Here is a 26,656-nt window from a genome sequence, read left to right as displayed (position 1 = left end):
TTGGCCAGATTCAGCCAACTGAATAAAGCTGAATCTGGCCCACCTTCGAGACCCCACACAGAAAGATCCAAAGAGACTTCCTATGCCAGCTTACTCTCCCACAGCGGCAGTTGTCACGTTACGTTCCTACACCGTTGGCTGGACATTGCCTAGCCTTTTGTTCGCTCTATTGCTAACCGTAGGATGCTCGCACAGCGGGCCTAGCTACAACTTGTCGCCTGCTTCTGGCTCGGTCACCCTAGACGGCAAGCCGGTGACCAATGCGTTGGTTGTTTTCCATTCCGACTCATCTCCGGTAGCCTCAGGCAAGACCGATTCCAGTGGCAAGTTTGTTCTGGAAACCGGTAAGCACGGCCCTGGTGTTACCAAAGGAGATTTCCTGGTGCAAATCATGTCCACCGAGGAAACAACAGACAGCGCTGGCAAATCGGTGACGATTCCTCACGTTTACTCCGAAAACGGTTTGGAAGTTGTCAAAATTGGTGAGGGGGGAGACAACACGTTCACCTTTGAACTGAAAAGCCGACCTGGCAAGAAAGATTATCTCTCCAACAACCCATTGGCCGAGCCTTAATCGAATCGACGTACAACACTGGCAACCACAGCACATTCTGTTGCCGTATAACGTGAGGCAAGGTTTCGTTGACTGAACACACTTGAACCTGCTGAAATCAGCGAGTTGGTGATTTCGACTCTCCGGTCGATGATCTTTTTGTTGATTCAACGAAACCTGGCAGAACAGCCGCCGCGTCCCCCCGTGGCGGCTGTTTCTGTAGGTACGTGCGAGGGATTATGCATCCGACAAGGCCCTCCCATAGTGTCAGGTTAATTCTGCAAATTCTGGTAATATGTTTGCGCAATCTAACTCTGTCGATAAAACGGCTTGGCTAGTAGCGTAGAAGGCATGCCCAACTAGTCGAACGAGGCAACCGGGCATCCGAATTCATCTTTCCCACCGAAACGGCGTATACCCAGAGAGGACTCAAATGAGTACACGACCCGTCACCCGGACGCGAAATGAGCGAAGCGGCTTTACCCTCGTCGAACTCTTGGTTGTGATTGCGATCATCGGCGTTTTAATCGCTTTACTTCTTCCCGCAGTTCAGCAAGCTCGCGAAGCGGCTCGCCGGAGCCAATGTTCTAACAATCTCAAGCAAATGGGATTGGCGATGCACAACTATCACGACGTCAACGGCTGCTTCCCAGCCGGTTTTTATCGACGTACTCCGTACAAAACCTACTCGACATTCTCTGGCCCGGGCTGGGGCTGGGGGGCGATGATCTTGCCGCAGATCGAGCAGAACAATCGTTACGAAGGGCTTCGTGTAAACCAGCGGTTTTGCTCGGACGATTCTGACATCTTGAAATACTCGCAGCCGCTGATCGAGACCTTTCGTTGCCCGAGTGCCCCTGGTAATAACTTGAACCCCGAGTTCAAAAATAGTAGCTCGGAACCTTCGCACGGGCTATCGACCTACAAAGGTGTCTTTGGCGACAAGAATACCCAGTACAACTACTCGGGCGACGACTGTCCCTACTATGCCGGTAGTTGTGTGGATGGTGGTAACGGGGTGTTCTCGCCCAACAGTGCGACCAAATTTCGAGACGTTACTGACGGAACCACCAACACCGTGATGATCGGCGAGGTCCCCTTTGGTGAAAACGGTACCCGCGATTCTTCTGGCGACCTGATCCATTATCGCGGTGCGGTTTGGGTCGGAGTGACTTTGGGGGGAGCCAGCAGTAACGTTGCCACCCATCAAACGCTTCGCGGCGTAACGGCCAGCGGCAGTCAAAGCTCGCAGTACAAGATCAACGGAACGAAAGATTTCGCCTTCGGATCGCATCATCCAGGCGGAGCCCAGTTTGTCCTCAGCGACGGCAGCGTTCGCTTCTTCAGCGATACGATGGATAGCGTTTCGATCAATCGCATTGCGGACAAGGGAGACGGCCAAGTCATCTCAGGTGACTTGTAGTCGGTTCCACCGATCCGAGATCAACCTTCAATACCGTCGCGCTCGGTTGCAGGGATCAATGCTGCCCCGTTGATTCCTGCGACCGACCGATGCTTCTTGGCTGGCTTCAAGCCCCATTCGATCTAATCCTCTTCGGGGATTTCATGCACGGTGGCAAATAGTTCTTCCGTGAAGAGTTTCCCTTCTGCGTCCTGAAACCGCATTTCTAGGCGCAGTTGGTCGCACACTTCCAGCCCCGGAATGTTTAGCCGCACGGTTTTGGGGTCGATCATCTCGACCGATTCGATCGATAACGGGTCGTGCCCTCGCTGTTGCGGATGGCGGACCGAGAACTGGTCGGAACCGTATCTGGCCGACCATAAGTAGTTCCACATTTCAGCGGACCAACTTTTGGGATCGGTTGCCGAACGCCGATCGACCTCGAAGCTGAACGACACCTGCACGCCATCCGGTGTGACTTGAAAGCTGTCGATCATCGCGACCGGCTCGCCGGTGTATCGTAACCGTTGCAAGCAGCCATCTTGGCCATCGCTGGGGCCTTGCCAGCCCGAAAGCCCCGTGCCGTACAATTGGCCATCGTGCGGATTAACCCGCAGTCGCATCACGCCAGCGTCCCACTGATGCGGCAACGCCACAATCGAGGCTTGCATCGTATCGTCGATCTCTTGCAGCGAAAGATAATACAACCAACCCTTGCCAAACGAAGAATGAATCAGCCTTCCCGCCAGGGGACCAAAGCGGGGGTCAGCCACCCAAACCTGGCCACCACACGAGTTGTCGAGCTCTTGCGGCATCCACACGATAGGTTCGTCGAACGTATCTGGTAGCTTGCCTCCATGCTTCGCGGCCAGCCACTGTCGCTGCTCGTTATTGATGGGCATGTTTCCTAGAAAGCTATCTTGTCGAATCAGCGAGATCTTGCCCGCTGGCATCCAGGGCCCTTGATTGTCCGATACCGTAAACCGGTCGTCCTGTAGCTTGCCCATGCCGTTGGGTGTTCGTAATCCCCAGGCCACCACTTCGGCGCGGCCACCTTCCGGCGGGACCCGCATGATGGTCCCTGGCCGATGATGTTGTGTGTATTGTCCTGCTTTGGCAAAGTAAAAATTGCCTGCCGAATCGGTTTGCAAATCGAAGTTGTAGGCATGGAACATCGACGATACGTCATCGTCATTCCAAAACGCTTCCACAAAATCCGCCTCGCCGTTGCCATCGAAATCGTGCAAACGCTTCAGGCCATCGCGGCAAGTTACATAAATGGTTCCTTCAATCACCCGCACGCCAAACGGCTCGAACAGTCCAGCAGCAAACCGTTTCCAGGTGACCTTCTCCAAGCCTTGATCAAGTCCACTCACCAGGTAAACATCACCGCCATGCGTCGTAACAACCGCGCGGCCATCGTCCAGAAAATCGAGCGCACTTGTCCGCAGCCAGGCATTCCAGGGGTTACTCGCGGGAATCGGGATCGTGTCTAGCGCGTAACCATTGATCGCTTCCCCTCGTGTTCCTTTCACCTCTAATACTTCCGGCCATCGAACCGGCCCGCCATGCGTCCATTGCTGCAAATCGACAACTCGTTGCTCTTCAGCCAGCGAAGCCGTGTCATCCTGAAAATGAGTGATGTCGGCCAGCGTCTCGCACGAGGCCCGGACAATGCGTAACCGCCGAGGCTGATCGCTCGGGGGAATGGTCAGCACAAGTCGGCCATCATCGGTCGGCTCCCACTCCAGCCCAGCGGTTTCTCCTGAAAGGGCAGCCGCGACAAATGTCCCAGCGAATTTCTGTCCGGGCGCGTTTTTCTGAAGTGCTTTTTCAACGGAAGGGCGTTCGCTCGACGGCTTCCAGGCAAAGAGAACCTCGTCGGCGGTTGGCTCGGCATCAGGCTTAATAGCCGCGATTTGCTGAGCAGACAGAGCGCCCTCGCGAATTTGCACCCAACCAATCTCGCCGACATAATCTCCCCCGAAGTTCGTCGCGGTCGCGCCGATCTTCAGCACGTGATCTTTCACAGGTGGACGCCGGAACTTGGCTCGGGCAGCCTCTAACTTGCCATCGACGTACAATCGTGTCTGGGCATCGTCGACGACCACCGCGGCGGTATGCCAACGATTGTCGGCGACGTTTGTTTTACCGACCAACGCCCCCACCCAGCCAATATCAAATACCACTCGCTTTCCGCGGATAAACAGCGTCTTGCCGTTGGGGGCCCACTTACCTTCCGGCGGTGCCGAGGCAATGAGCGTTCCTTCCTGATCGGTGCGAAAACGAACCATAATCGTCCGTTCCGGCGTTCCCAGGTCAAACCGCTGGGCGTCCTCTCCGGCGACCAACTGCAGCGGTTTGTTGTCCATCGTCGGAGGCTGCCGCACAGTATCAGGCTTCCCGTAAATCACGGCCAAGTTCGGCCCTGATGTATCAACCGCTTGAGGCTCGGTTAGCAGGTGCGGAATTTCGATTTCCGGCAGAGGTAGTTTCTCTAATCGCCCGATGCTCAGCTTTAACGGTTCATCACCCGCCTCGATACGTAACGTGTGAGAAATCGTTGCCAGGGTGCCCGCTTTTTCCCCAGTAATCGATTCCAAAATCTTCCGGTCACCGATCGTGTAGCTGAGGATTGCCTGATCGCCGTACAGGTAATGGCCGTGGTAGGTCGCTAAATCGGCGCTGACCGGCCCTCGGGCAGGTTTCTGCTCTGGGGTAATTTCAAACGAACTGTTGTCTAACGACCATTGCCAGTCGGTCAGCCCAGAGAGAATCTCTCCTTGGATCTGCGGCATCTGTTCGCCCCGTTGGCGGTAATGCTGTGTTTGCGAAAGATTCAGAAACCCTCCCTGCCAGGCCCCCGCCAGACGCATGCGGTGCAGGTCATAGCTAACAGAGATCTCGTCGGCCAAACGAAAGGTCAGCGCGTTGTTCACTTCGCTGCCAATCTGCGATCCCAATACGGGGCCAAAGTCGCGTTCGCCGGTTTCGCTCCGGTCGCCGGTGTCGGTCCCAGCAGGCAGTCCGGCCAGGTACTCCTTCGTTACCTCTTGGTAGCCTGGGTTGCGATCTTTCATCAGTCCTTCGCGAATGAAACCAATCACCTGGTAACGTTCGCGGGGCGAAAGATGTTGCATCGGAGCCATCAGCCCAGCCCCTCGGGTCAACGTTAGGAACATCGCGTAAGGGTCTTCCCCAAACTTCAAGCGATCTTTGCCAAACGCCCGCGCCGTTGGTAGCTTAGGCGTGTTCCCATCTTCGCCGTGGCAATTGGCGCAATGTCCCAGATAGATCTTGCGTCCTGCTTTAAAATCGGCTTCGCTCAGCGAGCGCAGAATCCCTGCGTGATCTAACCCCACCGAGTCGTCTTGCACCAGCAGTTCCTCTGCCGAAGGGCGAAGCTGTTCCGCTCGCTCGGCCCCACCCTGCGCGACTTCGCTGACATATCGGACCAAGTCGTAAAACTCTTTCTCACTGCGCAGCGACGCGACCAAGCCATCGGGCATGAGCGACTTGTCCGTTTGCGCCATCTCTTCAATCGAATCAAGACGGAGTGTCGTGACCTCAGCAAGGTTCGAAGCGTCGCGCAGCACAATCTGCTCGTCAGATTTCGACTGCACCAAACCGACATGCAAATGCCCCTCGTCGGTCAAAATCGTAACGGTCTCGTACCCTTTCCGAATCGCTTGCGAAGGACGCAAGATGGCGTCGATCAGATATTCATCGCTCAGGTCTTTCCCCAGCTCCGCCAGCTTCGGCCCTAACGAAACGGACTGGGCGTCAGGCTCATGACACTTCGCACACGCCGCCGCCGACTTGAAGAACACCAGCGCGCCTTGCTTCGGATTCCCCCGCAGTCGCGCCTTGGCTGCCAGGGTACTAGTATCGATCTCTCGGAGTCGCGTTTCCAAATCTTGAGCGGAAGCCAACGAAGTTAGCCCAAGTAACCCACCGATAATCAACCACAGCGAAAGCAATCGGATCATGTTAGCAGTACACCGCATCGACAAGGAAAGAGAAGCTAGAAGCAAGTGCAAAATGGCGCAAGAGGAAGGAGTCTTGCTGTTGTACCCTTTCTCGACGTGAAAATGCAACTAATTCCCGAGGAAAAACAGCCCCGCCGCTGACAATCCCCACGGAGTCTTCGTGTGTCGGTGTTTGTACGATCGCTTGTGGCCATTTGGCTTTGTTGGTTGGCAACGCCCCTCCTGCACGCCGAGGACACAACCGAGCGGCGTTTGGCCGATTTCTTCAAGGCAAAGACTCGTCCGGTCTTGATCGAAAGTTGTTACGCGTGTCACGACTCGCACGAGACCGCCGAAGGAGAGTTTGCGCTCGACCATCTTCACGTCCTGCTCAGGGGAGGGGGCCAGCGGAGTGATGGTGGTGCCAGGCAAACCAGAGGAAGCGTTGAGACAGCGCAACTTTTAGAAAGATATGCACATAACTTTAAATCGTCCCTCGCTATCCTGGCCACAATCGGCTATTATCTTCCATTGCCGGGGACGTGGCTGTTGCGCACGTAGCAACGATGGTCCAAGAAGCTACGTTCCCGGCATTGTTCCTTATTGCTTGCCTGAGAAAATCCCTTGATTTCCGTTTCTGCCTACCGATGTTTTGATGGCTCAAGACGAACTCCAAGATCTGCAGCGACAATGGCTGGAAGTGAAACAACAGCTCGATAACTTACCGGCTGCCGAAGAAGCGTTCGACGAAGATACCGTCGACTTGGAAGCCAGTTTGCAACAACGCTTGGATGAGCTGGAATTTGAAATCGCCCTCCGCCAACGAGGCGGCGGCCCTTGCTCGCTGATGTAATCATCCCGTCAATTTAAGCCGCGTCGCGCTAAGCGATTTCTTGTTTGAGCAGCTCCACAAACTTATCGCGTGCCCGAAAAGGCAAGTCCCCCTGACTCTTCAGCAAACAAACCGTGCGGGCTGGGGTTGGTTGCACTAAACGAACCGTGGCAATTCTCTTATCTTGCGTGGCCAACGTCGGCAAAATCGTGGCTGGCCCGCCTGCCGTGGTGACGGCCAGCAGACCTTCCACCGAGTTCATCTCGACCGCCAGACGCGGGACATAGCCACTCGCAGAAAACCACGCATCGATCATCTGCCGCGTCCCATACGAACTGCGCAGCAAGCAAAGGGGTTCGTCCGCCAGCGATTTGGCTGAAAGTGTCTTCCGTTTGGCCAGCCGATGCCCGTGCTGAACCATCAACACCAATTCTTCTTCGAACAACGGTTCGGCCAACAAATCGCGTTCGTTCTTCGGCGAAAACGCGATTCCTAGATCGAGCTTGCCGCTTGAGACGCCTGCTTCAATTTCGGCGGCAGATAGTTCTTCCACGCGGAGCAATACATGCGGATAGCGGGTAACAAACTCGGCAATCACCTTCGGCGTTAAATAGGCGTTCACGGTTTGTACCACCCCCAGCGTAAGATTCCCGCGCAGCAGTTCGCCGAACTCGTGCAGGGCGGCTTTCCCTTCTTCAATCACGTTCAGCGATCTGCGGGCGTAATCGCGAAACGTTTCGCCTGCTTGGGTCAAACGGACCCGCCGTCCGACACGCTCGAACAGGGGCGTTTTCAGTTCCTTTTCCAGGTCTTTGATTTGCTGCGTCAAAGTCGGCTGAGAAACCAGCAACTCTTCTGCCGCATGGCGAAAATGACAGTTCTCGGCAACCGCCAGAAAGTAACGGAGATGGCGAAGTTCCACCGGAAAACCCTTGATAGCCTACAACGATCAGTCTGATCAATATTACGTATTGGACCTATCATTCTAGCACTGATACGATGCCTTCGTCCAATCAAAATGTTCTTTCACCGGAGGCTATCTCATGCCAGAAACCACAACACCCCAGGATGTTTACAGCTCTGCCGATTTCGATAAAACGCCGGTCCAACCGCAGGTGGTCATTCCCGACCGTCTCATCCATCGCAATGTGGAATCGGTCGGCCAGCACGATGCTTATTCGGCCGAGCGAAAGCACCCAGTCGCCTTCGTCGACTTGCCTTCAAAGTGCCTCAGCATGACCATCGGCGGACTTGCCCCGGGGCAATCTTCCAACATGCACCGCCACACCTACGAGACCATTCTGTACGTGTTAGAAGGAGAAGGTTACTCGACCATTCAAGGCAACAAAATCGAGTGGAAGCAAGGGGATGCCGTTTATATCCCTGTGTGGGCTTGGCATCGGCATACCAACACCGGCACTGGCCAAGCCCGCTATCTTGCCTGCGAGAACGCTCCCCTGCTACAAAACATCGGCGGCGTGGCACTTCGAGAAGAAGCCCATGGAAAGGAAAGCTAACATGAGCAGTACCATCCCCCTAAAAGGCATTGTCGCCTATCCCATTACGCGGTTTGGCCTTGATGGCCACGTCGATTTAAAGACCTATCGCCAACTGTTAGAACGCTTACTGACCTCTGGCGTGCAGGCGATTGCCCCTTTGGGCAGCGCGGGCGTGCTGCCTTACCTGAGCGATGAAGAACGCGAGGCGATCACCGAAGCAACCATCGCTCAGGTTGCCGGCAGAGTCCCCGTGATGATCGGTGTGTCGGCACTCACCACCGAGCGCACGCTACACCATGCCAAGTTTGCTGAAAAAGCAGGCGCGGCGGCGGTCATGATCATTCCGATGAGTTACTGGAAATTGACCGAAGACGAGATCTTCCAACATTACCAAACGGTTTCGGAAGCCATCTCCCTGCCGATCATGGCCTATAACAACCCAGCCACAGGCGGCTCGGACATGAGCCCTACCTTTCTTGCTCGGCTGTTGCAGCTTCCTAATGTTACCATGATCAAGGAAAGCACCGGCGATGTGAATCGCTTGCATCGGCTCGTGCAAACGGCAGGGGACTCGGTCGCGTTTTTCAACGGCTCGAATCCGCTGGCATTCGACGCCTTTGCCGCCGGGGCAACCGGTTGGTGTACGGCGGCGGCCAACTTGATCCCTGATTTAAACTTGGCCCTTTACCAGGCATTCCGTGAGCCTGCGAACTTAGAAAACGCACGAGCCGTTTTCCTTCGCCAACTTCCCCTCTTGCAGTTTCTCGTCGCGCATGGTCTGCCGCGTACGGTAGCTGCCGGCTTAGAATTAGCAGGAATCGAAGTCGGTCCGCTGCGGGCTCCGTTGTTGCCGTTAAGCGAGAGCCATCGAGCGGAGTTGCAGCGTCTACTGAAGCAAGTTCGGGAGTCACACGAATGATGCCGCCACCCTTGGGCCATCTTCATTCCATTCAGGTTGGTCGGCCCCAGAAATATGAATCTGGGGCCGATTCGACCAAGCCGTGGACCTCTGCGATCGAGAAACACTTGCTCAACGGGCCGGTTCACGTCGGCAAGCTTAACTTAGCCGGAGACGAACAAGCCGACCTGGTCCACCACGGCGGCCCCGACAAAGCAGTGCTGGCCTACGCCCTGGGGCACTATGCAATATGGAAGCAAGAGATCCCCGACCGGCAATTCTCGCCAGGGGCATTTGGCGAGAACCTAACCCTCGCTCAAGTCGACGAATTCAACGTCTGCGTGGGAGACATCGTGCGCCTCGGCACGTGCGTCCTGCAAGTTTCTCAGCCCCGCCAACCTTGTTGGAAGTTATCGCGGCGCTGGAATCTCCCTAAACTGGCCGTCGAAGTTCAAAAAACAGGCCGCACCGGTTGGTACTTCCGCGTGCTGGCTGAAGGAGAAATTGAACCTGGCATGCCCCTAGAACTGGAAGCCCGACCTTATCCCGATTTCACCATCGCCTGGGCCAGCTCGGTCATGTACGCCAAACCCAGAAACCCACGCGAAGACCTCCGCCTCGCCCAATGCCCAGCACTATCACAATCGTGGCAAACCACGTTGCTCAAACGGAGCCAAGGGAAAGGCTCCGTAGATGACTCGCTGAGGCTGTTTGGCAGGGGGAACGACGAACAGCCTCAACGATAGGCTTCTGAATCAAAGCATCGCTCCAGACGGCATACAGCAAGAAACGAAAAAAGCCACGAAGCATTTCACTTCGTGGCTTTTTCATTCAGTGTGGGCGACAGGGATCGAACCTGTAACCTTCGGTTTCGTAGACCGATGCTCTATCCAATTGAGCTACGCCCACATGGGGTTTTCCGCCTCTGTGGGTGCCTTATCGGCACTTCTCTTTGACGGAAGATCATGGATTATAGTAGCCTCTCGCTACGTCGTAAAGACGGGCCTTGGGGCTGAAGGTTCAGGATCGGGAGAAATTTTTCGTGAGGGCCTTATTTTTCCTACGATCCGTAACTTCTTTTTCAGGAATCAGTTCGGACGAGGGGCGGGAACGCCGGTTGGGCTTAAGCGAAGGGGAGGGCGGCTTCTAATTGCAATAAACGCTGCTTGAAGCGAACGCCTTGCGGGTTGGTGAAACCGCCGATCTTGTTGCCTGCCGCAATCACGCGGTGGCACGGAATGATGATCGGAATTTGGTTGTTCGACATCGCGGAACCAACGGCCCGGGCGGCCCCAGGGCGACCGGCCAGCTTGGCCAGTTGACCGTAGGTTACCAACTGGCCATACGGTATCTGCTGGCAAGCCTCCCAAATCCGCCGCCGGAAAGGTGTCGGTTCATCGTAATAGACCTCAACCTGGCTAAAATCAATGCGCACGCCTGCCGCGTAATCGATCAGATCTTGGAGCAAATCTTGTTGGGTTTGGGTAAGGTTGGCTGCCAGGGCAATATTGTCCACTTGATTGCCTGAACCAGATTGTTTCGCTAACCAGCGAAATCGGCGGACCTGATCACCCCGCCAGGTGAGTTCCGCCATCCCTAATTGGGTCTCAAAGCGCACCATTAAATCGTTTTGACCGTCGATTACGGAAGAATGTCGATTCATGGGAGGGCTCCTTTCGCTGGCCCAGCGCCTTTGACACTGTTGCGACGGTCATTCTATACTTGAACCAGAGCCGTGCCACTCCTACCGTTTGGTTGGTTCCCCACGCCCAAATCATTAAGGAGGTTTGAATGGTGGATATCCGCTCGCTAACCGACGACTTCTATATCAATATGAATCTCAATACGGAGATGGATTTACCAAGCGGGCGAGAAACGGTCCTTCACTTCTTTGAACTTGTGCGCAAACGTTACCCGAACATGCGCAATTTCTACGCGCGCGATCGGAACGAGTATGTGCTGGAAGAAGACAAAGATGGCGGAAGCTATCGCTGGACTTCGGTCGAGCCGAAGCGAATCCTCTCTGGCCACGTGAACCCAGCCACCTTCGAAGAAGCAGTCGAACAGCACTGCGTGGTTTTAGACCAGGTACCTTACACGTTGTCGATCAGTCCGTTGGACTGCGAGTCGCTCAACGCAATGTATGGGTTCGATTTCACCTATAGCGGCAACCACAATCAACTGGTTGCTGAAGCTTTGGGTTTGCCGCCTGCTTTGGATCGCATGGTGCAGGGCAACGAACATCGCCTCATCGGCTTCGAACCCTCGATTCAATGCAGCCTCGACGACGACTGCCGCACGCAGTTTCGCCTGAGCATCGAAACACGCACGTCCGCCTACCATGTCCGAACCAACGAGTTCCCCGAAGAACAACTCAGCGTTTACCTAACCGTACGCCGGTTTGGCAGCCTGGACGAATCGGATACCTATGTTAGCGCGTTTAAGCGGCTGCACGATCAAGCGGTCATGCTGCTCGAAAACCATGTGATCGGCAACATCTTAGAGCCGCTGAAACAAGCGATTACCATCCGTTAATGGGCGGCGGAGTTTTTCAGAGAAGCAAGATCGTGCCGCCCCGTTGGGGCTTGGTTTTCGCAGTGCTTTCTTTCCAGGGGCTTATGCCCCTGGCTATTATCGGGCGCCCCTTTGGGGCGGAGCAGTAGAGAAAGAACGCGTCCTGTGGCGTACGGCAACAGGACGATTCTCGCTAGAAGCAGGCCGGTTATTCTTCGGCTTCGATTTCTTCCGTGGCCACGTTCTCTAAGAAGGGTGGTTCTTCCCCTTCAATTTCGTGCAAGGCGTTCTTGGCGGCTCGCTGTTCGGCTTCCTTTTTGTTCGACCCCCACGCCGACGTGTAGCGGTTGCCTTGCAACTGCACGGCGACGTTGAAGATCTTGCTATGATCGGGCCCTTTTTCGGCGACCAATTCGTAGTTGGGGGTGGTGCCAAACTCGCGCTGGGCGTATTGCTGGAGCATCGATTTGTAGTTGCTCCCGACTTCCCCCGCCGAGGCCTGTTCGATCTCTTCGGCCAGAACTACGTCGAGGAATCCGTTGACCTTTTCGTTGCCACCATCCAAATAAATGGCCGCGATGATGGCTTCAAACACATCGGCCAGCAGCGACCTGGGAACGGACTGGGACGAGGCCATCCCTTTGCCCAAAATCAGAAACGGTTCCAACCCCATCGCATCGCTCAGTCGGGCGCACGTACTGCGGCTGACGACAATCGACTTGATGCGGGTTAAATCCCCTTCCAAATAGTTCGGAAACTTATGAAAGAGCGTTTCGCAAACGTACTTGCCGAGGATCGCATCCCCCAAAAACTCTAACCGCTCGTTGCTTCCCAAGCGGTGCGAAGCGCCCGAAGCATGCGTGAGGGCCGATTGAAGAAGAGCACGATTTTGAAACGTATAGCCGAGTTTCTGTTCGCACTCTGATAGCTGATCTTCGCTGGAATCCAGCGAATCTTGGCTTCGTAGCATACCGAACTGGTCCATGTTGTTGGCGTTCGATATTTTCTTCGTTTCGATGAAACGCCAAAAAACGGCCAGCAAAACGAAGGAAATACCCAACAAATTATCGTGTTAGATATTCTGAACGTACTTTCAGGGGGAGCGAATGTCAATCGCAACCCCATTATAGTTGCTATCTTGGGGCAAAGCGTTCCCATCCGCGGTGAATAATTACCATTTATCGGTCACTTTGGGGCAGCCCTCCGCACGAAGTGGTGTCTCCAGTAAGATATACGCTCAAGAATCCGCGAAAGAGGGACTCACCAAGTCGATCGATCAAAGGAACTCCATGATTAACACGCTGTATCTGCCGGAACTGCGAGAAATGCTGGCCGAAAACGACTCGAACGGTCTCCGTGAGTTCTGTACGGCTTTGCATCCGGCCCGGACAGCAGAGTTCATGGAAGGACTTGCCCCCCAAGAGGCATGGGGGGTGCTCGATCACGCCGATTTGAATCTGCAAGGCGAAATCCTCTCTTACTTCGAGCCCCACCTTCAGGCCGAAATGCTGGAAGTCCGTTCGCCCGAGTCGGTCGCTCCGGTGGTTGCCACCATGTCGGCCGACGATCAGGTCGACTTGCTGGGGGAAGTTGGCGAAGAGACGGCCGAGCAGATCTTGGCCTGCTTCACCGTCGACGAGCGCCGCGACGTGTTGCGGCTGTCGAACTATCCGGAAGGAACCGCCGGCGCGATCATGACGACCGAGATGGCCCGTCTGAGCGAAAACCTCACCGCCCGGCAAGCCCTGCAGGAACTGACCGAACAGGCCGAAAACCTGGAAACGATCTATTACCTGTACGTGGTCGACGAACATGGCAGCTTGCATGGTGTGGTCTCGACGCGCGATATCGTTTCCGCGCTCAGCAAGCCGCAAAAACGGCTGAACGACATCATGGAGACCGAGGTCATCCATGCCAGCGTGATGGACGACCAAGAAGAGGTGCTGCGGAAGATGGCCGACTACGACTTGCTGGCCATCCCGGTCGTCGATGAAGAACTGCGCCTGGTCGGCATCATTACGCACGACGATATCTTGGACGTGGTGGTGGAAGAAGCTGCCGAAGATGCGTACCGCGCGGCGGCGGTCGAACCGTTGGAAGAAACGTACCTTCGCACCAGCGTGCTGACCCTTAGCCGTAAACGAGGCGTCTGGCTGGCCGTACTGTTTGTCGGCGCGTTCATGACGACGTTCGCCCTGGAACAGTATCAAAACGACCTCGAGCGGATACCGTGGCTGGTGATCTTTATTCCGCTGGTCATCTCTACCGGGGGCAACTCAGGCAATCAATCGGCCACGCTAGTGATCACCGCCCTGAACAAGGGGGAAGCGAGTGTCGCCGATTGGTGGATCATCATGCGCCGCGAGATCGTGATGGGTTTGATCTTGGGGCTAATCATGGCCTTCATGGGCATGCTGTTGGCGCTCTTTAAATCGCCGTCGGTCTATTCCGCCTTAGTCGTCCCCTCGACACTGGTGCTGGTGGTCATCGCCGGAACGTTCATCGGCTCGATGTTGCCGCTGATGTTCAAAAAAATCGGCCTCGACCCAGCACTAATGAGCAACCCATTCGTGGCCGGACTGATCGACCTGTTCGGCATCGTGATCTATATGAAAGTCTCCCTCTTCCTGCTAGGCGAAGTGCAACCGTTGGCCACCCCTTAGCCAATTGCTACCCCAAAAAACTCCGTGTGCCACGGTGCCAGAGGCCCGTGCCTTAGTAGCGAGAACACGCACGGCATCGAAGTTCAAATTGCCAAACGTGCTTCCTAAAAAGGGTGTCATGCCGTCGTCTTCGTCGGCATGCGTATCCTACTCTACGTGAAATTCAGTACCGCCATGTATGAATACCGTCTATGGATTGAGCTTAGCGAATCAACTGAAGAATCCGATTGCGGACAACTCGCACAAAAAGTTGAATTGCTTAAAGCAAAGGTCAGTGACAATTTAAAGTGCCTTCCCATCAACTGTATCATGCAGGTGAACTACGCCACGATTTTTCAATGTTCAGGAGGTGCCAATCATCGAGGTGCAGAACATGATAAGTTGTTAGATGTACTGCAATTCCTGGTCGAACTTCTCCCAGGTAGTCATGGTCTCGTCTATTGGTCAGATGACGAAAACCCCGGCAACTCCGTCTTTGATGGTTACAAAGTACTGGTGGTGGCAAGAGGAACAATTATTGAGAAATTCGACCCTTTTCTATCACCAAGAAATCCTACTGTGGAAGACTGAATGTTTGTTGCCATCTTGCCCATGGTCAGCACGTGTGCCACGGTACCTCTGGCCTGTGCCTTCGTGGCGAGAACCCGCACAGCAACGAAGTTCAAATTGCCAAACGCACTTCCCAAGAAGGGTGCCATGCCGTCGTCTTCGTCGGCATGCCAAGCTCAGAGAAAAGATCCCATCAACAGACGGACCAAGTTGAGCAGACTGATTCGACCGCCACACCATAGCCTTCTTCGGCAAACGCAGGGGGCGGGTGAGCGACTTATTGAACTAGCCGCTCGGCTTGGAATCGCTCGGTAAGAAGAATTCCCAAATCAACCGTATCAAACGTCGATCAGCGGTTGCCCTACGTACATCTGCAGAATCTGGCTTTGCACTTTAATCGCGCGGATGAGTACCCAGATTTGATCGGGCGAAAACTTACGCGGGTCCGAGTGGGCGAGTTCGTCCAGCTCGTCCGTCATGGCCGCGTGTTGATCGGTGGCGGCTTGCAGACGAAGGCCCATTTCCTGCCAGGCGGTGGTCAGCTCTTTATCTTCCGCCAGATCGGAAAGGTCATCTACGGTGTTCGACAAAAGCAGGCACAACCGGGCTACATCACGGGGCTCGGCATTGGGCTGCATACGCTCGATGCGACCTGCAAGTTCTTGGCAAGACATGCTCATGACAAACCTAACAGTAATACGTGACGAGGCTGAAGTCGAGGAGATAAAGATGAGCTCGTCGACCCATGGCCACTCGACCTAGGAGTCGAACTTCTGATTAATTAAATCTAGCTCCCAATTCCCTGCACAGAGCATTCTTGAGCTATTTCGCGGGCGAGCGCAACACATTTTGATAGCGAGCAACCAACTTATCCGCATAACCGGAAACGCCCAATTGTTCCATCCGTTGCCGTGCCTGCAGCCCAAGCTTTTTGCGCAACGCATACGAAGCACTTAGCTTGCCTAGGGCGGCGGCGATGCCTGGTGGATCGTCAGGCGGAACCAACAGGCATTCCCCGGCAGGGAACATCTCGCGAGTCCCCCCCACAGCGGTTGCCACAATCGGCAGCCCGCACGCGGCCGCTTCCAGCAGAACACGCCCCCACGGCTCTTGCCGCGCTGCATGCACCAACACGTCGGCCTGGCGCAAAACGGTCGCCGCGTCGTCGGTTCGGCCTCGAAAGCCGACCCGCCCGGCCAGCTCGCCTGTCTGGCCGCTGCGGTGCAGATCGGCCAAGTAGTGCTGGGCTTCTTGCTTGGCAGAGTGACACTCGCCGTACAAATCGAGCGTCACATCGGCACCTTGGGCAATCGCCAGGCGAACCCCTTCCAGCAGCACATCCACCCCTTTCCGCATCACCAGTTGGCCGATGTAAACCAACCGCAGCGGCAAGCGATCAGGCCGCTCGGCTGGGGGCGAAAACTTCGCCAAATCGATTCCGTTATGCAGCACGCACGAGTTCTCTGCGCTCAGCCCTTGGGCCAAATGAAAATCGCGCGTCGCTGTCGAAACGCAGTAGATTTCGTCTAACCGCGAAATATCGGCCACCACGCGGCGATTGAGCTTGATGATATCGCGGAGGTGCCCCACGAACTTGCTGCCCGCTGGCCGCTCGACCGGCCCCAGAATCCGCGCGACCGACAAGCTGTTGGCATGCACGAGATCGACTTGCCAATCGGCCGTGTGTTGCCTTAGCTCGTCCCGCAGAACTTCCAGCGGTTTGCGGCGGCCAGATTCGTCGGTCCACACGACCGGTCGATGGGCGAACCCCAACGAAACAACCTGCGCTGCTAACGGGCTATCTGGCGGGCAAGCCACCGCCACCTCAAACCCGCGGGCCTTCAGTTCGGCCAGCCCGCTGAGCATGCTGTTCTCGCCGCCGTAGATCGTCCCGTATTCGCAAAGATAGACGACCGACGGCATGGCAAGTTTCGGTTAGGCTTTCGGCAAACAGAGATTACAGCAGGCCGTATTCGGTTAGCACCTGGGCCAGGCGTTTTTCGCCGTTCTCGCACAGTGGCGTCATTGGCAGCCGCATCTCGCCGGTGTCGCGGCCCAACATCTTCATCGCCGACTTGAGCGGGATGGGGTTGGTCGACAGGCCGAGCATCTCGCGGCAGAGGGTAAACAACTTGAAGTGCCACTTCTGGGCTTCGGCGAAATCACCCGAGGCAGCCGCAGCGACCAAGGCCAGCATATCCTTCGGCACGATGTTGCTCACCACCGAAATAACCCCTTCACCCCCGATCGACATCAGCGGCAGCGTCAAGCTGTCGTCACCACTGAGCAAGGTCAGGTCGGTCATTTCCAAGATTTGCGAAGCCTGATCGAGTGAACCGGTCGCTTCTTTGACCAGTTTGATTTGCTCGAGTTCGGCCATGCGGGCGATCGTTTCTGGCTCGATATTCTTGCCGGTGCGGCCGGGGATGTTGTAAACGCAAATCGGAATCCCGGCGTCTTCGGCCAGCACCTTGTAATGCTGGTAAAAACCTTCCTGGGTCGGCTTGTTGTAGTAAGGGGCAACTACCAAGGCGGCGTCGGCACCTTCCTTCTCGGCCCAGCGGGTCAGCTTCAAAGCTTCGTGTGTGCTGTTCGACCCCGTACCCGGCATCACCTTCGCGCGACCGGCTACCGTTTCAATCACGGCGCTAATCACCCGTTCGTGCTCTTCATGCGAAAGGGTAGGGGATTCGCCGGTTGTTCCCACCGGCACCAGGCAATGCACGCCTGCTTCAATTTGGTATTCGACCTGTTTTTTCAGCAGATCGTAGTCCACTTGATCCCCCTTAAAGGGAGTCGTGATTGCTACCGATACGCCTGCGAAATCGCTACCTTTGCGTGCCATGTCGAATTACCAACTGAGTCAAAAAACGAACAGAAATGGATTACGAAACTACAAAAATCGGTTGGACAGTCTCGAATCTGCCCATAATACGAAAAGCCCACAATCTTGGCCAGTGCCGCCCACCTGGCTGCCGGTGAGGAATCAACTTGAAGGGGGCCATGGCATCTTTGTTAAGATGCTCAACGTCTTTCTTGCGCCGACTTTCATAGGCCCAAGGGGCCGACCGTCAATAGCCAGGGTGCGACAGCCCCTGGTATGGAGTGTCTTAACGCGAAGCCCTGCAAGGGCGGTCGTTATTATGTTGGTCACCTACGGTCGCCCTGCCAGGGCTTGTTTTTCTGCGATACAAACTCCAGGGGCTGCCGCACCCTGGCTATTGACGGTCGCTCCGTTGGAGCTGGCGAGCGGTCACGTCACGATCTCAATAACATGAACCGATCTGAGAAATTCAACCGGCAGTTAAACGGTAATCAACCGCTTCATCTCCGCAACGGCATCGCGGAAACCAACGAACACGGCGCGAGAGATGATGCTGTGGCCGATGTTCAGTTCGGCCATTTCCGGAATGCGGGCCACCGGCTGGACGTTGGTATAAGTCAGCCCGTGCCCGGCCAGCAGTTCCATCCCAGCCGCGCGAGTCTGTTGGCCGGCGGTGGTTAGCCGGGCCAGCTCTTTTTGTTGGGCCGCGCCGCTGTGCAGGGCATATTGGCCGGTATGCAGTTCGATGCCGTCCGCTTGCAGCTTGGCGGCCATGGCGATTTGCGCTTCCTCGGGGTCGAGAAACAGGTTGATCGAGATCCCCGCGTCACGCAGTTTTTCCATCGCCCGGGCCACGGCCGCTTCGTGCGAAACGAGGTCGAGTCCCCCTTCGGTGGTCACTTCTTCTCGTTTTTCGGGGACCAGCGTCACCTGGTCTGGCATCACGCGGCAGGCAATCGCCACCACTTCTTCTTCGATCGCCAGTTCCAAGTTCAGCTTCACTTTGACCGTTTGCCGCATCACTTCCAGATCGCGGTCTTGAATATGCCGACGATCTTCCCGCAGGTGCAGCGTAATGCAATCGGCACCCCCCAGTTCGGCCAGGGCAGCAGCCCACACCGGGTCTGGCTCGTTCGTTTTGCGGGCCTGGCGAATGGTAGCGATGTGGTCGATGTTGACGCCCAAGTTTGGCATGGAGCCAGAATCCTCTCTACTGCGAATCAGCCGCCCGGCCGCGCCCATTCCAATTGGGCACCGACATTGTTCGGCTCGGAAATTTCCAGGGTCATTTCGTGTTCAGAATACCGCTCGCGCAAGCTGGCCGAAAGTGCCTCGGCCTGGCTGGGGCTCTCGCACAGGCCAAAAATGGTCGGCCCCCACGAACTTTGTCCCACGCCAGCGATGCCGAACGCACGCATTCGCTGGACAACCTCAGTACACGTTGGGTTCGCGTATCTTCCCCCTTGCAGGGCAGAATAGCAATCGCCCGCCAACGCGCCGTACTCGTAAACGGCCTCACCAAACTGGTCGATATCGGCCTTTTCGAGCGCCGGAATCATGGCCTGCTCGACCAATTGCCGCAAACGACAGGTCGTCGGCTGTGGCACGCGGTTCAACTGGCGGAAGCCTGCTTCTTCTTCCTGGCCATACATCCCGCGCACTTCCCGCTGAATGGCCAGCACAAACCGCCACGCGTCCGGCAATTCGCTGCGGTATTCCAATTGCGGAAAGTGATGCTGGCGATGCCCCGTTTCAAACAGAAAGCCCCCTTGCAGAAAGCCATAGCAGCCAATCGCCGAGCGTTTCGCCCGATCGACCGTGCCGGCCAACGTTTCCAGATTCGGCAAAGGGAAGTCGGCCAGCTTGGAAAGCAGCGTTGCCACGGCCAAGCCCAACTGCGTTCCGCAGCCAAGGCCAACATGATCTTCCAGGGTCCCCCGCGTCGCCAATCGCGCTGGCGGCAGTTTCAAGCCGGTCGTTTGCTGCCACAACTGCGCGAACGCTTCGATCCGGCCAGCCAACGGTCCCACGGCCACAAACGTGTCGGCTTCGCTGGCCTGAAGCTCTAACCCTGGGCGATCGATCATCGCTCCGACGCCCCCGAAGGCCGCTTCGTCGGAATCGAACGCCAGCAAACCAAAGTGCAGCCGCGCGCCGACGCGGATCTTGGCGATCAACGGCGAACAAAACTCAGGCAGTGGCGAAGGCTTGAACAACGACATGCGCTTAGTGTACCGTAGTCCGGCCTTCAGGACGATTCCCGGGCGCCGTTTTCCGCGTTACGCCGCTCGGCAATCACGTTTTGCAGGAAAGCGAACGCCTCGATCTCTGCCTGGCCACCCGTTTTCTCGACCCAAGGGGTCAGCATGCCAATCGTCTGGTCGATCTCTTCCCCCGGCAGCAAATGGACGCGGGTGGCCAGAATCGCCAGTTCCAGCACGGCATGCTTGGCTCGGTTCAGCCCGAAATAATCGCGCTGGCGTCCGCCAGCAACCACGCGGCAAGTCAGCGCGGCCCGCTCGCCAGTGGTCTCGACTTCCACCGCTTCTAGCTGGTACCAGCGGCAACAGTTTGCCAGCACGTGATAGCCGGGCATCTCGGTCGGGATAAACGTCGGCTCGGTCAGCAACTCGCCGACCGCCGCTTGGGCGATCATCGCGACGTCGTCGGTCACATGAAAGGTCGCTTTCCGCGCCTGCAGCAAGTTCTCGTACGTCCGCGAACCAGGAAAGGGACGCAGCAGAAATCGCGTGAACGATTCATCCACCTTGGGCCCCATCGGGGCAACGTTCACCGTGCCGTCGGCGTTTTCGGTGGTCAGCATCCCCTCGACAATACGTAGCGGCGCTAGGCTCATATGGGCTCGCTTCCAAATGGGTCTCCTGCCGTCGACATGGCGGCGTGGTTAGCAACGTCGGCGCGAAGGGGCAAATCGCTTTCGCAGGCCAAACCGGCGATCTGCAAAAAGTTCGCCAGCAGCCGATACCCATGCTGCGTCAAAACCGATTCCGGATGAAACTGCACACCGAACAATGGCCAGGCTTCGTGCGAGACCGCCATGATGGTCCCTTCTGCGGTGGTGGCATCTACCCGGAGGCCAGCAGGCAGCGATTCGGCTGCGGCAATCAACGAATGATAACGACCTACTTGAAAGGGCGAAGGAACATCGCGGAAAAGCCCCTCGCCGGTATGCTGCACCAGGGAAGCCCGTCCGTGCATGGGCTGCGCCGCGCGAACGACCTTACCACCGAGCGCCGCGACAATCGCCTGGTGCCCAAGACAAACACCCAGTATCGGCGTGGTGGCAGCCAACTGCGTGACCACTTCCAAGCAAACGCCTGATTCCGTCGGCGTGCATGGCCCTGGCGAAAGCAAAATCGCCTCGGGCTGCAGGGCTCGAATTTGTTCGATCGTGATCGCATCGTTGCGGCGCACGACGGTCTCTTGCCCTAGCTGCCGCACGTAGCGTGCCAGGTTGTGTACAAAGCTGTCGTAGTTGTCGATGACTAGTATCATTCGTCCAGCACGGCGTGCAGAAGGCCCAATGCTTTATGCCACGTTTCCTCATATTCCCGCAAGGGGTCCGAGTCGGCCACGATGCCACCTCCCACCGGAAATTGCCACCACCCACCGGCCGCCACGATCGTCCGAATGAGGATATTCCAGTCGATCGAACCATCGAAACCGAGGTAGCCCAGCGACCCGCAGTACGGCCCTCGGGCGGTCGGTTCTAGCTCGGAAATGATCTCCATCGCCCGAATCTTCGGCGCCCCGGTGATCGAACCACCAGGGAAAATGGCCTGCAGCAAATCGCGGACGTCGACCTCTTCCCGCAAGCGGCCCAAGATGATCGATACCAAGTGCTGCACCGTTTGGTAGGTTTCGAGCCCGCACAAGCTGGTCACCTCGACACTGTCATCCTCGCAGATGCGCGCCAGGTCGTTCCGCAGCAAGTCGACGATCATCACGTTCTCGCTGCGGTCTTTCTCGCTGCGGACAAGTTCGTCACCCCAGTACATATCAAGCTGAGGCCGTCCACTGCGGCGCCGCGTCCCTTTGATCGGTCGCGATTCGATCTGCCGGTCGCGCACCTGGATGAACCGCTCGGGCGAGGCCGACACAATTTGCCCCTGGCCAAAATCGTAATACGCGGCGAACGGGGCCGGGTTCTTCCGTCGCAGCTTCTCGTACAACGCCGCCGCAGACGTTCGCGCCTCCATGATCAGACGCTGCGAGATGTTGACTTGAAAAATGTCTCCTGCGTGGATGTATTCCACCGACTTGCCGACCGCTTCCAGGTAAGCATCCTTGGGGAAGTTGCTCATCACGCCTGGCAACTCGGGGCATGCGAAGCAGGGGGCCAACTCTTCCGCCGGAACGACCCGGCTGGGGCTTGCCGCGCACGAGCCACTGCCTGACTGCAGCACCTGTAAGAAGCTCTCCGCACGCTGCTTAGCCCGCGTTTGCCGCTGGTGGCTATCGACCTCCGGATAACCGCTTGAGATCAACCAACCTTCGCCGAGAACATGATCCCAACTCAGCACCACGTCGTACACGCCAAACGACAGCAGCGGCAAGTGAAACTCGTTGAACTTGGTTTCCGGCACGATCTCGAAGTGGCGATTCAAGTCGTACGAAAAGTAGCCAGCCGCCCCGCCTTGAAACGGTGGCAAGCCTGCCACGGTCGGCAACTTGAATTCGTGCTGCAGCGCGGCCAGCTTCGTCAGGGCTTCGTCAACCTGCAGCGGCCCGGCCTGAATGACCTCGGCCGGATCGGCCATCAAAAACGAATACCGCCCCAACGTTTCATCGGTCCGGGCACTATCGAGCCACATGCACTGCGCAAGGCCGGTCAATTGCCGGAAAGCAACCTCCGGCGTCCACTTCGGTTCAAGCCGCACCACGTACGGCTGCTGCCCTGCCTGGTCACTCATTGCCTGACTCCTCGCTGGTCGTGCGTGACGGTCGATCCTTGTGCAGGTTAATCCGATGCGATTCTTCTTCGTGCGTCAGGTAACCCCAATCGAGTGCCTCGTCCTGGCGATATTGCTTCCCTAGGTGCAGCGCGGTCATCGCCTTGCAAAGCTCGAACCCTAGATAGAACGCATGCGACGGGCTCAAGTTGCTTGGCTTGGTCGCGGCCAGCTTTTCGAACAACGCGAACGGGTCGACATCTTCCAAATGCAACCCGCTGCTCACCAAGTGCAACATCTGCTGGGCGACGAATAGGCGGTAGTTTTGATCCTTCAGCTCGTGCGGCAACCGGGCCAGCTCTTCTTCGCTCGGCGCGCTTACTTTGGCATCGCGCAGCGTCACCAGGCGTGGTTCAATTCGCTTTGGCAACGTGCGATGCGTCAGTGCGTACCGCATCAACCGCCGCGCGAGGTCGCACTCGCGGACGCTGGTTTGGGCCCAGTTAATGACCTGCGTGGTCAGCACGCTGCGGATCCCCAATTCCTGACAAACGCCCAGCAGCATCACGTTGATGCCTGACGAATCGGCGTCGGTCAGTTCGGTCAGATTGCCGATCCCCATCATCATCTCGGCGGCGGGGTAACGCCTACGCGTTTCGAAGTACCGCACGATACTTTCGGTAAAGCCAAAAGAGATCGGTTCCAAAATCGGATCGAGCCGAAACGGCACGTTCCGCGCGGCCAGAAAGTTGATCGTCTCGTCGAATTCACGCAGCGATTTCGGCTCGTCCGGTATCACCACCACCTCGCAGCCCCAGTCGACCGCATGCTCACGATTACTCGAGTTCACCGAAAGCACCAACTCGGCCCCTGCTTTCACGGCCGGGGCAATCTCTTGCGGGTTCAAACTATCGATCGAAACCCGCAGCCCCGCATCGCGGAGGGCCTTCACGCAATCGCTTACCCGGGGCCAGACGCTGCCTGGGTCGCAGCCGATATCGATCAGATCGGCCCCAGCCTCGCGCAGCTGCTTCGCTTCCGCGACGATTTCTTCCAGCGTGAAACTCGGGGCGTGGTTGATCTCGGCGATAATCGCCACATCGTACGCGCCGTAGTCGTCGGCCAAAGTCGGTTGATCGAACCAGTCCGGCAACTGCCGCAAGTCTTTCGGGCCGCGTTCGACCGGCACCTGGGCGACCGCTTCGATTGCTTGCAAGTCGCCGCGACAATAGCCGGTGACCATCACCTTGGTCGTCCCAGGCGGCACTTCGATCCGTTTGGCGATCCATTCAGAAGTCATCAGGGCCGCCACGGTGATGTTGAGAACTTGCACCGTGTAGTCGAACTCGGCACGTTCGGCCAGATTCAGCAACATGCTGCGAAGCGATGCTTCGGCCAACTTCCCGGTGACGAAATGAATTTGCGGGCGTGCCATCGCTGCCTCAAGTTTCCTTGGCGGTTCGCGGTGGCTGCCCGCCATGGTTGAAGCCACCGTTGACGGCAATCGTCTGGCCGTTAACAAACCGCGCCGCAGGCGAGACCAAAAAGCCAATCGTCGCCGCCACGTCTGCCGGTTGCCCCCAAGTTCCGATCAACGATTCTCGGGCAGCGCGGGTATGCCAATAGTCCGACGTGTTTTCGCCCCAGGCCGTTTGAATCCACCCCGGCGCGACACAGTTCACCCGCACTTCCGGCGCCAGCGACCGTGCCAGGCTTTTCGAAAACGCCATGATCGCCCCTTTCGACATCGCGAACATCTCGCCACTGTCCCCTTCCATGCCGTGGGCGGCCTGATCCCAGCCGATGTTCACGATCGAGCCACCTGGTATGCCTCGCATTTGGGCGCCGAGCGTGCGTGAGAGACGCATCGTCGCCACGACATCCACCCGGTAAACCAGTTCCAGTTTCTCTTCAAAGGAAAGCTCCGCCGCCGCGCCGGTCAGCACGTCGACCCCGGCGTTGTTCACCAAAATGTCCAGCCGCTGTTGCCAATTCCAAGCTTCTTCGCAGAAGCGGTCTTGCTGGCTAGGCTCGACGAAATCTGCCTGGACGAGCTTGATTTCGATGTGAGGCGCGATGCGCTGGGCCAGGTTTGCCGTTTCCCGCAAACCGTGGTCGTTGCTGCGAGTATGCAGTAACAACGAGGCCCCTTGGCCCGCTAGCTGCAACGCAACCGCCCGGCCAATACCGCTGGCAGCACCGGTCACGGCCGCAATTTTTCCGCGTAACGAAGCATCGTTTTGAGGGCTAGGGGGGCTGGTTTCCATCTTCGTCCTGATAAGCAATACACCCAGTGCGTGCCTGCATTGTATATTGTCGATAGGCAAAACGGGATGCCGTGCTCGTAGGTTGGCACGGAACTTCATGACGAGCACCTTTGGGGGAAACCGCGAAAGCACCCCCCAGCGATCTTCACAGGCAACCATGGCGGATCAAATTTTCAAGCGGCTGAAAACCACGACTTTTGTGTTTCGTGGTTACAACGTCACGAATTTAGGACGTTGTGGCGACCTCTTAAATCACGCGCGATTTGGCAACTACTTGTTGCGGCGGCTCGAACAATGCGGCCAGATCGCGTCCGACGTCGTCCATCGTCCGATCGATTTGGTTAGCCGCGTGACCCGCCGCGAAGAAACCGACCTCGAAAGCTACTCGGACGCCATCGCGCTGATCGTCGCCGCCGAGATGGCCCACGTCGACATCTTGCAAGAAGAATTCGGCGTTCAGCTTGCCAACGCGCAGTACCTGATGGGCTATAGCTTGGGGGAACTAACCGCCCTGGTCGCGGCCGACTGCCTAACGCTGGAAGATGCGCTGACCATTCCGTTGTCTCTTTCCGAAGACATCGCCAAGCTGGCCCCGACCTGCACCCTGGCCGTCGTCTTCTCGCGAAAAGCCACCCTCGCGTCCACGCTGGTCAATCGCATTTGCCAAGAGATCAGCGCCGAAGGGAACGGGCTGATCGGTATCTCGTCGATTCTTTCTCCCAACTCGGTGATCGTCATCGGAGAAGGGGAGACCACCTCGCGACTGCATACCCGCTTGTCCGAGATGATCACGGACCGAGTCTATGTCAAAAAGAATCCGCACAAGTGGCCCCCCATGCACACGCCCATCGTCTGGCGCGAAAACATCAACTCACGGGCTTCGCTGCAAATGAGCGCCATGCAAAGCGGCTTTACCGCCCCGCAGCCGCCAGTCTTGTCGCTGGTGACCGGCGCGTGCAGCTACACCGATTGGAACGTCCGCGATTTGATTTGCCAGTGGGTCGACAAACCACAAAACCTGTGGTCCGCCGTCTACCACACGCTGCGTACCGGCACCGAAACCATCATTCACATCGGGCCGGAACCAAACATCGTCCCCGCCACCTACAGCCGCCTGGCCGAAAACGTCGAAACCCAAATCCAAGCCAGCCTCAGCACCCGCACCCTGTCAACGCTCGTCTACCGCCCCTGGTTAGAAGCCCTCATCGGAGAACGAGCCTACCTCCTCCGCGCCCCCTCGATCAAACAACTAACCCTAGAAGACTGGCTGCTGGATGAAGCGAACAAGTAGCTTTGAGCGAAAAGTTCCTGGTAGACTGGGTTAGCGCCAGCGTAACCCAGCGATATCAATCCGGGGCAAACGAAAATCGGCATCTTCCCTTGGCAACCAATCCGCACCACTTGGTTTAAATCAACAAGGCGGTGCGGCAAGCAGTCGCCGGTTTGCCTTCGCTGGGTTACGCTGTCGCTAACCCAGCCTACGGAGCTGGCATGCAATGAGCATTTCGGTACGTCTACACCTGCCTTGACAGTTTACAGCATTCAGCAATTGGTGGATGAGGTCCTTGAATGCAACGCCATTCGTCTTGTGCGGCGAGAAGTATCCGAACTTGGAATTAGTTTTCCTGAGAATGAAAATCCTGAGCAGGGGATAACGTCCTAAATATTGCGCGAATTTGAGAGCCAGCTCTGGCTCTGGTATGGATTTGATTACCAACATCAACCAACCAGAACCGAGGACTGACCATGACGAATGTACCAGAAGATCACGTGA

General features: G+C 56.8%; 25 protein-coding genes and 1 tRNA gene. 11 read left to right on the top strand and 15 right to left on the bottom strand.

Features of this window, described 5'->3' with window-relative positions; translation table 11 throughout:
- Window positions 1-82 precede the first annotated feature (82 nt).
- The gene (locus tag DTL42_RS01545; protein ID WP_114366944.1) at window positions 83-574 is read left to right on the top strand and encodes a hypothetical protein; all 492 of its coding nucleotides are present in this window, start codon (window positions 83-85) and stop codon (window positions 572-574) included.
- A 412-nt stretch (window positions 575-986) separates the two neighbouring features.
- Window positions 987-1,976: a DUF1559 domain-containing protein gene (locus DTL42_RS01540; RefSeq protein ID WP_114366943.1), complete on the top strand. Its 990-nt coding sequence runs from the start codon at window positions 987-989 to the stop codon at window positions 1,974-1,976.
- A gap of 122 nt (window positions 1,977-2,098) precedes the next feature.
- On the opposite strand, the gene DTL42_RS01535 is transcribed toward DTL42_RS01540, so the two are convergent.
- Window positions 2,099-5,944: a DUF6797 domain-containing protein gene (locus DTL42_RS01535; protein ID WP_158545186.1), complete on the bottom strand. Its 3,846-nt coding sequence runs from the start codon at window positions 5,942-5,944 to the stop codon at window positions 2,099-2,101.
- 162 nt (window positions 5,945-6,106) lie between these two features.
- On the opposite strand from DTL42_RS01535, the gene DTL42_RS27050 reads away from it, so the two are divergent.
- Both DTL42_RS27050 and DTL42_RS01525 read left to right on the top strand, forming a co-directional pair.
- Entirely contained in the window at window positions 6,107-6,484 is a 378-nt protein-coding gene (locus DTL42_RS27050) for a c-type cytochrome domain-containing protein (protein ID WP_114366941.1), read from the top strand.
- Window positions 6,485-6,578: 94 nt separating this feature from the next.
- Window positions 6,579-6,776 carry a hypothetical protein gene (locus tag DTL42_RS01525; RefSeq protein ID WP_114366940.1) on the top strand — a complete coding sequence of 66 codons (198 nt, stop codon included), beginning with the start codon at window positions 6,579-6,581 and terminating at the stop codon, window positions 6,774-6,776.
- Window positions 6,777-6,804: 28 nt separating this feature from the next.
- On the opposite strand, the gene cynR is transcribed toward DTL42_RS01525, so the two are convergent.
- Entirely contained in the window at window positions 6,805-7,677 is an 873-nt protein-coding gene (gene cynR / locus DTL42_RS01520; RefSeq protein ID WP_114366939.1) for a transcriptional regulator CynR, read from the bottom strand.
- A 121-nt stretch (window positions 7,678-7,798) separates the two neighbouring features.
- Between cynR and DTL42_RS01515 the strand changes: the two genes are divergently transcribed.
- Genes DTL42_RS01515 through DTL42_RS01505 form a run of 3 tightly spaced genes read left to right on the top strand, consistent with a single transcriptional unit; the run spans window position 7,799 to window position 9,898 of the window.
- Complete coding sequence (locus DTL42_RS01515; protein WP_114366938.1) at window positions 7,799-8,272, top strand: cupin domain-containing protein; 474 nt, start codon at window positions 7,799-7,801, stop codon at window positions 8,270-8,272.
- Between the two features lies 1 nt (window position 8,273).
- Window positions 8,274-9,173, top strand: a complete 900-nt coding sequence (locus DTL42_RS01510; protein WP_114366937.1) for a dihydrodipicolinate synthase family protein — start codon at window positions 8,274-8,276, stop codon at window positions 9,171-9,173.
- Window positions 9,170-9,898, top strand: coding sequence for an MOSC domain-containing protein (locus tag DTL42_RS01505; protein WP_234824028.1), 729 nt, complete (start codon window positions 9,170-9,172; stop codon window positions 9,896-9,898). The genes DTL42_RS01510 and DTL42_RS01505 overlap by 4 nt, the downstream gene beginning before the upstream one ends.
- A gap of 89 nt (window positions 9,899-9,987) precedes the next feature.
- Here the strand turns inward: DTL42_RS01505 and DTL42_RS01500 are convergent.
- Window positions 9,988-10,061, bottom strand: a tRNA-Arg gene (locus DTL42_RS01500).
- A 214-nt stretch (window positions 10,062-10,275) separates the two neighbouring features.
- Window positions 10,276-10,815 carry a methylated-DNA--[protein]-cysteine S-methyltransferase gene (locus tag DTL42_RS01495; protein WP_114366936.1) on the bottom strand — a complete coding sequence of 180 codons (540 nt, stop codon included), beginning with the start codon at window positions 10,813-10,815 and terminating at the stop codon, window positions 10,276-10,278.
- 128 nt (window positions 10,816-10,943) lie between these two features.
- Between DTL42_RS01495 and DTL42_RS01490 the strand changes: the two genes are divergently transcribed.
- Complete coding sequence (locus tag DTL42_RS01490; protein ID WP_114366935.1) at window positions 10,944-11,687, top strand: hypothetical protein; 744 nt, start codon at window positions 10,944-10,946, stop codon at window positions 11,685-11,687.
- A gap of 187 nt (window positions 11,688-11,874) precedes the next feature.
- Here DTL42_RS01490 and rnc read toward each other — a convergent pair whose 3' ends face one another.
- Window positions 11,875-12,726, bottom strand: a complete 852-nt coding sequence (gene rnc, locus DTL42_RS01485; protein ID WP_234824027.1) for a ribonuclease III — start codon at window positions 12,724-12,726, stop codon at window positions 11,875-11,877.
- A gap of 229 nt (window positions 12,727-12,955) precedes the next feature.
- On the opposite strand from rnc, the gene mgtE reads away from it, so the two are divergent.
- A complete protein-coding gene (gene mgtE / locus DTL42_RS01480; protein WP_114366934.1) occupies window positions 12,956-14,329 on the top strand; it encodes a magnesium transporter in 1,374 nt (457 codons plus the stop codon).
- Between the two features lie 174 nt (window positions 14,330-14,503).
- Window positions 14,504-14,899, top strand: a complete 396-nt coding sequence (locus DTL42_RS01475) for an Imm7 family immunity protein (RefSeq protein ID WP_158545185.1) — start codon at window positions 14,504-14,506, stop codon at window positions 14,897-14,899.
- A gap of 317 nt (window positions 14,900-15,216) precedes the next feature.
- Here the strand turns inward: DTL42_RS01475 and DTL42_RS01465 are convergent, their stop codons facing one another.
- From DTL42_RS01465 to DTL42_RS01420, 10 genes are all read right to left on the bottom strand, one after another.
- A complete protein-coding gene (locus DTL42_RS01465) occupies window positions 15,217-15,558 on the bottom strand; it encodes a hypothetical protein (RefSeq protein ID WP_234824026.1) in 342 nt (113 codons plus the stop codon).
- A 142-nt stretch (window positions 15,559-15,700) separates the two neighbouring features.
- Window positions 15,701-16,801 (bottom strand): glycosyltransferase family 4 protein, encoded by a 1,101-nt coding sequence (locus tag DTL42_RS01460; protein WP_114366930.1) that lies wholly within the window; start codon window positions 16,799-16,801, stop codon window positions 15,701-15,703.
- Window positions 16,802-16,835: 34 nt separating this feature from the next.
- Window positions 16,836-17,723: a 4-hydroxy-tetrahydrodipicolinate synthase gene (gene dapA, locus DTL42_RS01455; RefSeq protein ID WP_114366929.1), complete on the bottom strand. Its 888-nt coding sequence runs from the start codon at window positions 17,721-17,723 to the stop codon at window positions 16,836-16,838.
- A gap of 459 nt (window positions 17,724-18,182) precedes the next feature.
- Window positions 18,183-18,896, bottom strand: coding sequence for a pyridoxine 5'-phosphate synthase (locus DTL42_RS01450; RefSeq protein ID WP_114366928.1), 714 nt, complete (start codon window positions 18,894-18,896; stop codon window positions 18,183-18,185).
- A 26-nt stretch (window positions 18,897-18,922) separates the two neighbouring features.
- Entirely contained in the window at window positions 18,923-19,924 is a 1,002-nt protein-coding gene (locus DTL42_RS01445) for a hypothetical protein (RefSeq protein WP_114366927.1), read from the bottom strand.
- 26 nt (window positions 19,925-19,950) lie between these two features.
- A complete protein-coding gene (locus DTL42_RS01440; RefSeq protein WP_114366926.1) occupies window positions 19,951-20,559 on the bottom strand; it encodes a DUF447 domain-containing protein in 609 nt (202 codons plus the stop codon).
- Window positions 20,556-21,218, bottom strand: coding sequence for an anthranilate synthase component II (locus DTL42_RS01435; RefSeq protein WP_114366925.1), 663 nt, complete (start codon window positions 21,216-21,218; stop codon window positions 20,556-20,558). The genes DTL42_RS01440 and DTL42_RS01435 overlap by 4 nt, the downstream gene beginning before the upstream one ends.
- The gene (pabB, locus tag DTL42_RS01430; protein WP_114366924.1) at window positions 21,215-22,636 is read right to left on the bottom strand and encodes an aminodeoxychorismate synthase component I; all 1,422 of its coding nucleotides are present in this window, start codon (window positions 22,634-22,636) and stop codon (window positions 21,215-21,217) included. The genes DTL42_RS01435 and pabB overlap by 4 nt, the downstream gene beginning before the upstream one ends.
- The gene (locus DTL42_RS01425) at window positions 22,629-24,050 is read right to left on the bottom strand and encodes a DUF6513 domain-containing protein (RefSeq protein ID WP_114366923.1); all 1,422 of its coding nucleotides are present in this window, start codon (window positions 24,048-24,050) and stop codon (window positions 22,629-22,631) included. The genes pabB and DTL42_RS01425 overlap by 8 nt, the downstream gene beginning before the upstream one ends.
- A gap of 7 nt (window positions 24,051-24,057) precedes the next feature.
- Window positions 24,058-24,882 carry an SDR family NAD(P)-dependent oxidoreductase gene (locus tag DTL42_RS01420; protein ID WP_114366922.1) on the bottom strand — a complete coding sequence of 275 codons (825 nt, stop codon included), beginning with the start codon at window positions 24,880-24,882 and terminating at the stop codon, window positions 24,058-24,060.
- A gap of 97 nt (window positions 24,883-24,979) precedes the next feature.
- Between DTL42_RS01420 and DTL42_RS01415 the strand changes: the two genes are divergently transcribed.
- Window positions 24,980-26,173: a hypothetical protein gene (locus DTL42_RS01415; RefSeq protein WP_114366921.1), complete on the top strand. Its 1,194-nt coding sequence runs from the start codon at window positions 24,980-24,982 to the stop codon at window positions 26,171-26,173.
- Window positions 26,174-26,656: the final 483 nt, after the last annotated feature.

The sequence above is a fragment of the Bremerella cremea genome (assembly GCF_003335505.1).
In the GTDB taxonomy this organism is placed as follows: domain Bacteria; phylum Planctomycetota; class Planctomycetia; order Pirellulales; family Pirellulaceae; genus Bremerella; species Bremerella cremea_A.
Note: the sequence above shows the minus strand (reverse complement) of the source record. Positions and strands in the feature narration are given on the sequence as shown.

What these genes read in the sequence shown, in the direction of transcription:
- DTL42_RS01545 (WP_114366944.1), top strand. Translation starts at nt 83, where the DNA reads ATGCCAGCTTACTCTCCCACAGCGGCAGTTGTCACGTTACGTTCCTAC.
- DTL42_RS01540 (WP_114366943.1), top strand. Translation starts at nt 987, where the DNA reads ATGAGTACACGACCCGTCACCCGGACGCGAAATGAGCGAAGCGGCTTT.
- DTL42_RS01535 (WP_158545186.1), bottom strand. Translation starts at nt 5,944, where the DNA reads ATGATCCGATTGCTTTCGCTGTGGTTGATTATCGGTGGGTTACTTGGG.
- DTL42_RS01525 (WP_114366940.1), top strand. Translation starts at nt 6,579, where the DNA reads ATGGCTCAAGACGAACTCCAAGATCTGCAGCGACAATGGCTGGAAGTG.
- DTL42_RS01515 (WP_114366938.1), top strand. Translation starts at nt 7,799, where the DNA reads ATGCCAGAAACCACAACACCCCAGGATGTTTACAGCTCTGCCGATTTC.
- DTL42_RS01510 (WP_114366937.1), top strand. Translation starts at nt 8,274, where the DNA reads ATGAGCAGTACCATCCCCCTAAAAGGCATTGTCGCCTATCCCATTACG.
- DTL42_RS01505 (WP_234824028.1), top strand. Translation starts at nt 9,170, where the DNA reads ATGATGCCGCCACCCTTGGGCCATCTTCATTCCATTCAGGTTGGTCGG.
- DTL42_RS01495 (WP_114366936.1), bottom strand. Translation starts at nt 10,815, where the DNA reads ATGAATCGACATTCTTCCGTAATCGACGGTCAAAACGATTTAATGGTG.
- DTL42_RS01490 (WP_114366935.1), top strand. Translation starts at nt 10,944, where the DNA reads ATGGTGGATATCCGCTCGCTAACCGACGACTTCTATATCAATATGAAT.
- mgtE (WP_114366934.1), top strand. Translation starts at nt 12,956, where the DNA reads ATGATTAACACGCTGTATCTGCCGGAACTGCGAGAAATGCTGGCCGAA.
- DTL42_RS01475 (WP_158545185.1), top strand. Translation starts at nt 14,504, where the DNA reads ATGTATGAATACCGTCTATGGATTGAGCTTAGCGAATCAACTGAAGAA.
- DTL42_RS01465 (WP_234824026.1), bottom strand. Translation starts at nt 15,558, where the DNA reads ATGAGCATGTCTTGCCAAGAACTTGCAGGTCGCATCGAGCGTATGCAG.
- DTL42_RS01460 (WP_114366930.1), bottom strand. Translation starts at nt 16,801, where the DNA reads ATGCCGTCGGTCGTCTATCTTTGCGAATACGGGACGATCTACGGCGGC.
- dapA (WP_114366929.1), bottom strand. Translation starts at nt 17,723, where the DNA reads ATGGCACGCAAAGGTAGCGATTTCGCAGGCGTATCGGTAGCAATCACG.
- DTL42_RS01450 (WP_114366928.1), bottom strand. Translation starts at nt 18,896, where the DNA reads ATGCCAAACTTGGGCGTCAACATCGACCACATCGCTACCATTCGCCAG.
- DTL42_RS01445 (WP_114366927.1), bottom strand. Translation starts at nt 19,924, where the DNA reads ATGTCGTTGTTCAAGCCTTCGCCACTGCCTGAGTTTTGTTCGCCGTTG.
- DTL42_RS01440 (WP_114366926.1), bottom strand. Translation starts at nt 20,559, where the DNA reads ATGAGCCTAGCGCCGCTACGTATTGTCGAGGGGATGCTGACCACCGAA.
- DTL42_RS01435 (WP_114366925.1), bottom strand. Translation starts at nt 21,218, where the DNA reads ATGATACTAGTCATCGACAACTACGACAGCTTTGTACACAACCTGGCA.
- pabB (WP_114366924.1), bottom strand. Translation starts at nt 22,636, where the DNA reads ATGAGTGACCAGGCAGGGCAGCAGCCGTACGTGGTGCGGCTTGAACCG.
- DTL42_RS01425 (WP_114366923.1), bottom strand. Translation starts at nt 24,050, where the DNA reads ATGGCACGCCCGCAAATTCATTTCGTCACCGGGAAGTTGGCCGAAGCA.
- DTL42_RS01420 (WP_114366922.1), bottom strand. Translation starts at nt 24,882, where the DNA reads ATGGAAACCAGCCCCCCTAGCCCTCAAAACGATGCTTCGTTACGCGGA.
- DTL42_RS01415 (WP_114366921.1), top strand. Translation starts at nt 24,980, where the DNA reads ATGACGAGCACCTTTGGGGGAAACCGCGAAAGCACCCCCCAGCGATCT.